General features: G+C 72.7%; 2 protein-coding genes. Both read right to left on the bottom strand.

The genetic code is table 11. The annotated features are described in order from the left end of the window. The coding region (locus tag AC1DP0_RS21195) for a PIG-L family deacetylase (protein WP_478088431.1) at positions 1 to 641 on the bottom strand (641 nt) is incomplete at its 3' end. Positions 642 to 668: 27 nt separating this feature from the next. Next, positions 669 to 2,165: ABC transporter substrate-binding protein (locus tag AC1DP0_RS21190; RefSeq protein WP_478088429.1), on the bottom strand; the 1,497-nt coding region annotated here is incomplete at its 5' end.

The raw sequence follows: 2,165 nt of genomic DNA, 5'->3' as shown, positions 1-2,165 counted from the left end.
GGCCCGTCGGCCCCCAGCTCCTGCTCGGCCCACCACGCGGCGGTCTGGAGCCGCACCGGGTCGGCGCCGTGCAGCCAGGCCCGGTCCTCCCGGGCCCAGCCGATCGGGGTGAGGATCTCGAAGACGCGGGCCGGCCGGTCCGCATCGTCGAGCAGCTCGAGCGCCCGGCGTGTCACGCGGTGGGTCTGGATGTGGTCGGGGTGGCCGTAACCGCCGTGGGCGTCGTAGGTCACGACGACGTCGGGTTGCACCTCGCGCATGACGTCGGCGACGAGACCGCCTGCCACGTCGAGGTCCGCGGCGGCAAACGCCTCAGGTCGCGCGGCGGCCGGCGAGCCCTCCATGCCCGAGTCGCGGTAGCGCGAGAGCCGACCCGCCGCCCGGTCCTCGCCGAGCACGTGCATGACGGCGCCGACGCGGCACAGCGCCCGGGTCAGCTCGCCGTGGCGGTACGGGCCGAGAGTGTCGTCCGGGTCCCCTTCGAGGTGGGCCAGTCCGGGCGGGATGACCTCCCCCTCCTCGCCGAGGGTGCAGGTGAGGACGTGGACCTCGTCACCGCGAGCGACGTGGTGGGCCATCGTCACGCCGCACGTCAGCGTCTCGTCGTCGGGATGGGCGTGGACGAAGAGCAGTCGCGGCACGGTGGGGGCCTCTCGGATCGGGGGTGGTCAGCGCACGGCCACCGTGGCGAGGTCGACGATCCCGCCGACCGGGTGGTCCTCGTAGAACCTGACGCCCGACCCGTGCAGGTGGAGCGCCTTGGTCGCGGAGAGGGCGATGTAGCCGCCCTCCCCACGCACYGCCGCGTCAGCCTGCTCCCACACCGTCGCGCGGGCGGCAGGATCGGCGGTGGCGTCGGCCTTGTCGATGAGGGCGTTGACGACGTCGCTGCTGAAGTAGCCGACGTCCTGCCCGGGGCCTGACGAGTCGATGTTGATGCGCGAGTCGAAGAGCGCCGGCAGGACCCCACCGGCGGAGGGCCAGTCGGGCGTCCACACGCCGCGGAAGACGTCGAAGGAGCCGACCGACGTCGCCTTCTCGATCGTCTCGTAGTACTCCTCGGGCGGCACGCCGGTGAGCTGCACGTCGAAGCCCGCGCGGTCCCACCCGGCGGCCAAGGCRGCATACGCCTTGTCGCCGAGCACGGAACGGGCGTAGACGACGCGCAGGGGGACGGGCAGCGTCACCCCCGCCTGCTGGAGGACCTTGCGGGCCCCCTCGGGGTCGCCCTCGACACCGGCGCCCGGGGCTGGCATCACCGACGTGGGGTCGACGGTCGGCGACAGGATCGACCACGCCGGCGTCCCGGCGCCCTCGCCACCGGTGGCCGTCACGTACGTCGCACGGTTCGTCGACAGCTCGAGGGCCTTGCGCACGGCCGGGTTGGCCATGACCGTGCTGCGCATGTTGAGGGCGAGGTAGTCGACGTTGCCGGTGTAGGGGAACGTCAGCCGTGCCTGCAGCCCGGTGCCCGACTGGTTGCGCAGGGTGGGGCTGGCCTGCACCCACGAGACGGCGTAGGCGTCGTCGTCCTGCTGGTTGAGCAGTCGCTGGATGACCGTGGCTTCCCCGAGCCCCGAGGTCACGTGGATCTCGTCGGGGTAGGCCTTCCGGATGGGGTCGGTGCGGGGGTCCCAGTGCTCGTTGCGCACGAAGGTGCCCCCCTGGCCGACCACCCACGGCTCCTTGAGCCGGTAGGGCCCGCTCGACATGACGGCATACGACGCCTTGTCGCTCGTGGTGTCGGCGGACGCCTTGCGCGGGGCGAACTCCGGGAGCGCCACGATGCGGGGGAAGTCGGGCTCGGAGTCCCGCAGCCTGAAGGTGATGGTGCGGCCGTTGCACGAGACGGCCCGCTCGAAGTCCGCCTCGTGCGCCGTGTCCGACGGGCCGGCATAGACCGGCTTCTCGAGCCCCTCGGGGGTGACCTGCGTCGGGATGTCGAGCAGGAAGCTCGCATAGTTGGTGCCGCCGACGTGCGTGCGACGGTCGAAGGTGCGCGCCACGCCGTGGCGCACGTCGCCGCACGTGATCGGCGAGCCGTCCTGCCACGTCAGGCCCGGACGCAGGGTGAAGCTCCACGTCCGGGTGCCGTCACTCGGGGTCCCGGCGTCCGTGGCGAGGTCGCCCTCGATGTCACGCTGGTGGGCCCCCGTGCCGTATGC

It is taken from the genome of Terrabacter sp. P5_B1 (assembly GCF_056400505.1).
The sequence above is the reverse complement of the archived record's forward strand: the minus strand, read 5'-3'. Positions and strand labels throughout refer to the sequence as shown.